4 protein-coding genes are annotated in these 5772 nt (G+C 69.6%); 2 read left to right on the forward strand and 2 right to left on the reverse strand.

Annotated features, from left to right (window positions below; translation table 11 throughout):
- Together VFZ20_RS00970 and VFZ20_RS00975 are read left to right on the forward strand one after the other, a co-directional pair.
- A partial coding sequence (locus tag VFZ20_RS00970; RefSeq protein ID WP_329681938.1) for a metallopeptidase TldD-related protein occupies positions 1-403 on the forward strand: 403 nt, incomplete at its 5' end.
- 4 nt (positions 404-407) lie between these two features.
- The gene (locus VFZ20_RS00975) at positions 408-1757 is read left to right on the forward strand and encodes a TldD/PmbA family protein (RefSeq protein WP_329681939.1); all 1350 of its coding nucleotides are present in this window, start codon (positions 408-410) and stop codon (positions 1755-1757) included.
- 383 nt (positions 1758-2140) lie between these two features.
- Here the strand turns inward: VFZ20_RS00975 and tal are convergent, their stop codons facing one another.
- Both tal and tkt read right to left on the reverse strand, forming a co-directional pair.
- Positions 2141-3316 carry a transaldolase gene (tal, locus tag VFZ20_RS00980; RefSeq protein WP_329681940.1) on the reverse strand — a complete coding sequence of 392 codons (1176 nt, stop codon included), beginning with the start codon at positions 3314-3316 and terminating at the stop codon, positions 2141-2143.
- 105 nt (positions 3317-3421) lie between these two features.
- Positions 3422-5500 (reverse strand): transketolase, encoded by a 2079-nt coding sequence (tkt, locus tag VFZ20_RS00985; protein WP_329681941.1) that lies wholly within the window; start codon positions 5498-5500, stop codon positions 3422-3424.
- Between the last annotated feature and the right edge of the window lie 272 nt (positions 5501-5772).

A 5772-nucleotide genomic window follows, 5' to 3' on the forward strand; every position in this document is an offset into this window, starting at 1 on the left:
CGTGCAGTTCCAGCGCATGCCCAACGTGAACCTGCTGCCCAACCAGCAGCGCGACGTGTCGGTGGACGAGCTGGTGTCGGGCATCGAGAACGGCATCCTCATCGACGGCGACGGCTCGTTCAGCATCGACCAGCAGCGCTACAACGCGCAGTTCGGCGGGCAGGTGTTCAAGGAGATCAAGAACGGCCGCATCACGGGCGTGCTCAAGGACGTGGCGTACCAGATGCGCACGCCCGAGTTCTGGAACGGCATGGACATGATCGGCGGGCCCAGCACCTACTTCCTGGGCGGCGCCTTCAACGACGGCAAGGGCCAGCCGTCGCAGAGCAACGCGGTCACGCACGGCTGCCCGGCCGCGCGCTTCCGCCAGGTCAACGTCATCAACACCGGCCGGAGGGCCTGATCCCATGGCAGACACCCGTTACCTCTCGCGCAGCGACGCCGAGGCGCTGGCCCAGAAGGTCCTGTCGTACTCCACGGCCGACGAGGCGCGCGTCAACATCAACAGCGGCTCGCAGGGCAACACCCGCTTCGCGCAGAACCAGGTGAGCACGGCCGGCGACGCGTACGACGCCAGCATCACCATCACCAGCGCGTACGGCAAGAAGACGGCGTCGGCCACCACCAACCGCTTCGACGACGAGTCGCTGCGGCAGATGGTGCAGACGTCGGAGCGCCTGGCCCGCCTGGTGCCCGAGGACCCCGAGTACATGGGCGAGCTTCCGCCGCAGCAGTACGTGCAGACGGAGCCGTACTTCGACGCCACGGCCAACATCACCCCCGAGGCGCGCGCCCGGGCCGTGATGGAGATCGCGGGCCCGGCCAGCCGGCAGAACCTCATCAGCACGGGGTTCCTGAGCCACTTCACGGGCAGCAACGCCGTGGCCAACAAGAAGGGGCTGTTCGCCTACGCCCGCGGCACGGGCGTGAGCTTCACCACCACCGTGCGCACGGCCGACGGCACGGGCAGCGGCTGGGCGGGGAGCGGCGAGAACGACTGGAGCCAGATGAACTTTGGCCAGCTCGCCGAGACGGCCATCCGCAAGGCCGAGATGTCGCGCAACCCGCGCGCGGTGGAGCCGGGCGAGTGGACGGTGATCCTGGAGCCCACGGCGGTGGCGAACCTGACGAACCTGATGGTGTTCGCCATGAACGCGCGCAACGCCGACGAGGGCCGCTCGTTCTTCAGCAAGCAGGGCGGCGGCAACAAGCTGGGCGAGAAGTTCCTGGACGAGCGCATCACCATCACCAGCGACCCGGCGGACCCGCGCACGGCCGGCAACCCGTTCTCGGGCGAGGGCCTGCCCAACCGGGCCATGACCTGGGTGGAGAACGGCGTGCTGCGCAACCTGATCTACAACCGCTACTGGGCGCAGCGGAACAACGTGCAGCCCACGGGGTTCCCCGGCGCGTACCGCATGTCGGGCGGCAACAGCTCCATCGAGGAGATGATCCGCACCACGGACCGCGGCCTGCTGGTCACGCGCCTGTGGTACATCCGCCCCGTGGACCCGCGGACGATCCTGTACACGGGCCTCACGCGCGACGGCACGTTCCTCATCGAGAACGGCCGCATCACGACGGCGGTCAAGAACCTGCGCTGGAACGAGTCGCCGGTGTTCATGCTCAACAGCATCGAGGCGATGAGCGAGCCGGTGCGCGTGAACGCCAGCGAGGACGGCGCCGGCGGCTCGGTGATGGTGCCGGCCGTCAAGTCGCGCGACTTCACCTTCACGTCGCTGTCGGACGCGGTGTAAGGGAAGTGCGTTAGTGCGTTAGTGCGTTAGTGCGTTAGTGCGTTAGTGCGGAAGTGAAAAGCGGGCGGATCGCCATCACGGCGGTCCGCCCGCTTTCCTTTGTCCTCCCTCACCCGGAACGGCAACGGCAAACTGCATTGCACACGGCACTTCGTGAACGGGACTTCGTCAACGGTAAAAACGGTTGGCTCGCGCCGCACGGGGGTGCCCGGTGCAGAAACCAACCGCTCACGAAGTGCCGTTCACGCAGTGCCGTGTGAGCCCGTCGTTTCCTCGCCCGACGCAAGACAGCCGCGGCGGGACGATTCCCTGCCGCGGCTGTCTGCGGTTCCCGCTGACGCCGGCACCCCGTTCACGCGGTGCCGTGTGAGTCCAATCCGTTCCTACTTCTGCGCCACGCGGCTCAGCTTCTCGCCGACGACCGTGAGCATGCCGGCGAAGGACTTGGCGAACTTCTCCACGCCCTCGCGCTGCAGCTGGTCCGTCACGGCGTCCATGTCGATGCCCACGTCCTCGAGCGCCGCCAGGTCCGCGCGAGCCTGCTCCACGTCCTGGTCCACCGTGCTCCGGGCCACGCCGTGGTCCGCGAAGGCCTCCACCGTGGCCAGCGGCATGGTGTTGACCGTGTGGGGGCCGATGAGCTCCTCCACGTAGATCACGTCGCGGTAGTCCGGGTTCTTGGTGCTGGTGCTGGCCCAGAGCGGACGCTGCACGTTGGCGCCCGCCGCCGCCAGCCGCTCCCACCGCTCGCCCGAGAAGATCTCCTGGAAGCGCGCGTACGCCAGCTTGGCGTTGGCGATGGCCGCCTTGCCGCGCAGCCCCAGTGCGCGCTGCTTCGCCGCGTCGTCGGATGCGGATGCGGCGATCTTCTCCAGCTGCCCGTCCACGGCGCTGTCCACGCGCGACACGAAGAACGACGCCACGCTGCCGATGCGGTCCAGCGCCCCGCCGTCCTGCTGCCGGCGCTCCAGGCCGCGCAGGTACGCCTCCATCACCTTCTCGTGGTTCTCCACGGAGAACAGGAGCGTGATGTTGACGTTCATCCCCTCGGCCAGCAGCTGCTCGATGGCGGGCAGGCCCGCGTCCGTGCCGGGGACCTTGATCATCAGGTTGGGCTTGTTGACGGCCTTCCACAGCCGCCGCGCCTCGTCCACCGTGCCCTGCGTGTCGTGCGCCAGCGTGGGCGACACCTCCAGCGAGACGAAGCCGTCCGTCCCGTTGCTGGCGTCGTACACGCCGCGAAACAGGTCGCAGGCGCGGGAGATGTCGTCCACGGCCAGCGACTCGTACGCCGCGTTGCCGTCGGACCCGCCGGCGGCCAGGCGGTCGAACGCGTCGTCGTAGTCGTCGCTGTCGCCGATGGCCTGCTCGAAGATGCTGGGATTGCTCGTCACGCCGCGCAGGTCGTAGCGGCGGATCATCTCCTCCAGCTCGCCGTTGTCCAGGATGCCGCGGCGGATGTAGTCCAGCCACACGCTCTGCCCCAGCCCGTGCAGCTCGTGGAGCGGGTTGCGCCCGGCGTCCACGGCGTCGGTGGGGTGCTTGGTCTCGGAGGTCATGCGATTGCTCCCATCATGGGGATATGTGCCGGAGTACCAAGTGCCAAGTTCCAAATGCCAAGTAACTGCTGTTCAACTTGGCACTTGGGACTTGGCACTAGGCACTCACTTCTCGTCCGTCCCGTGCGCCGTCGGTCCCGCCGCGGCCTCGCCGTGCGCCGCGCCGCCGCCGCCCAGCCCCAGGCACTCCTTGGCCTTGGCGGCCACGTTCTCGCCGCTGAAGCCCAGCTCCTGGAACACGCGCTTGGCCGGCGCCGACGCACCGAACCGGCTGATGCCGATGACCGCGCCGTCCGTGCCCACCCACTTTTCCCAGCCCATGGGGTGCGCCGCCTCCACCGCCACGCGGGCGCGGACACTCGGCGGCAGCACCTCGTCGCGGTAGGACTTGTCCTGCTGCGCGAAGAGCGCCCAGCTGGGCATGCTCACCACGCGGGCGCGGATGCCCTCCTCGGCCAGCTTGGCCTGACCAGCCAGCGCCGTCTCCACCTCGGACCCGCTGGCGATGAGGATGACCTGCGGGTCGCCGCCCTCCGCCTCGGCCAGCACGTACGCGCCGCGGCGCAGGCCGCTGGCCGCGCCCATGGTCTCGCGGTCCAGGTGCGGCAGCGCCTGGCGGGTCAGCGCGAAGAAGACGGGGCCGTTGGTGTGCTCCATGGCGAACTTCCACGCCTCGGCCGTCTCGTTGGCGTCCGCGGGGCGCAGGTCGATGAGCCCGGGGATGGCGCGGAGGGCCGGCAGCTGCTCGATGGGCTGGTGCGTGGGGCCGTCCTCGCCCAGGCCCACGGAGTCGTGCGTAAAGACGTAGATGGTCGGCTGCTCCATCAGCGCCGCCAGGCGGATGGGCGGCCGCATGTAGTCGCTGAAGATGAGAAACGTGCCGCCGAACACGCGCACGCCGCCGTGCAGCGTCATGCCGTTCATCACCGAGCCCATGCCGTGCTCGCGCACGCCGTAGTGCAGGATGCGCCCGTCGTAGCTCCCCGGCTCCAGGTCGCCGCCGCCGTCGATGTTGGTGTTGTTGCTCCCCGCCAGGTCCGCCGACCCGCCGATGAGCCACGGCACCCGCTTGGCGATCGCGTTCAGCGCCTTGCCGCTCGCGGCGCGCGTGGCGATGGGCTTGTCGTCCTTGCTCCACGTGGGCACGTCCGCGTCCCAGCCCTCCGGCAGGGTGCGCGAGAGCGCCTGCTCCAGGCTGGCCGCGGCCTCGGGGTGCGCCTGCCGGTACGCCTCGAAGCGGCGGTTCCACTCGTCCTGCAGCGCCTGCCCGCGCGCGCCCGACGCGCGCATGTGGTCCAGCGCCTCCTGGGGGACGTGGAACGGCTCCGTGGAGGGCCAGCCCAGCGCCTGCTTGGTGAGCCGGATCTCTTCCTCGCCCAGCGGCTCGCCGTGCGCCTTTTCGCTGCCCGCCTTGTTGGGCGAGCCGAATCCGATGACCGTGCGGACGGCGATCATCGTGGGACGCGGGTCTTCCTTGGCGCGGCGGATGGCGGCGTCGACGGCCTCCAGGTCGTTGACGTCCTCAATGCGGTCCGTGTGCCAGCCGTACGCGTCGAAGCGCTTGAGCAGGTCCTCGGTAAAGGCGAGGTCCGTGCTGCCCTCGATGGTGATCTTGTTGTCGTCCCAGAAGCAGATGAGCTTGCCCAGCCCCATGTGCCCGCCCATGGACGCCGCCTCGGCCGCCACGCCCTCCATCAGGTCGCCGTCGCTGGCGATGACGTACACGTCGTGGTCCACCACCGCGTGGTCCGGCCGGTTGTAGACGGCGGCCAGGTGCGCCTCGGCCAGGGCCATGCCCACGCCGTTGGCCACGCCCTGCCCCAGCGGGCCCGTGGTCGTCTCCACGCCGCGCGTGTGGCCGTACTCCGGGTGGCCGGGCGTGGGGCTGTTCCACTGGCGGAAGTTGCGCAGGTCGTCCAGCGTCAGGCCGTATCCCGTGAGGTACAGCAGGGAGTACAGCAGCATGGACGCGTGCCCGCACGACAGGATGAACCGGTCGCGGTCCGCCCAGTGCGGGTCGGCGGGGTTGTGCTTGAGGTGGCGCGTCCAGATGACGTACGCCAGCGGCGCCAGCGCCATGGGGGTGCCGGGGTGGCCCGAGTTGGCCGCCTGCACCGCGTCCATGGAAAGCGTGCGGATGGTGTCGATGCAGAGCTGGTCGAGCTTCTGGGCGTCGGAGGCCATCGATCGTCCTAGTGTATGCGGAACGGCTTGGATGTGACGGATGCGGATCAGTGCCGGGCAGCCGGCGTTCGGGCGCGGGAGATCCAGCATCGGCGCTGAGTTCCCGCACCGGCGGAGCGCCCCCCATCCCCGGCCCTTCCCCCATAAGCTGCATGGGGGAAGGGAGAACTTCGGCGCGCGCCGGGTGTGGGGGCGGTGAGCGGAGCGTCTCTCGCCCGCCGAGGGCCCCCACCCCCCGACCCCCTGCCCCCGCTTCGCGGGGGAGGGGGAGA

The organism is Longimicrobium sp. (assembly GCF_036280135.1).
Lineage (GTDB): Bacteria > Gemmatimonadota > Gemmatimonadetes > Longimicrobiales > Longimicrobiaceae > Longimicrobium.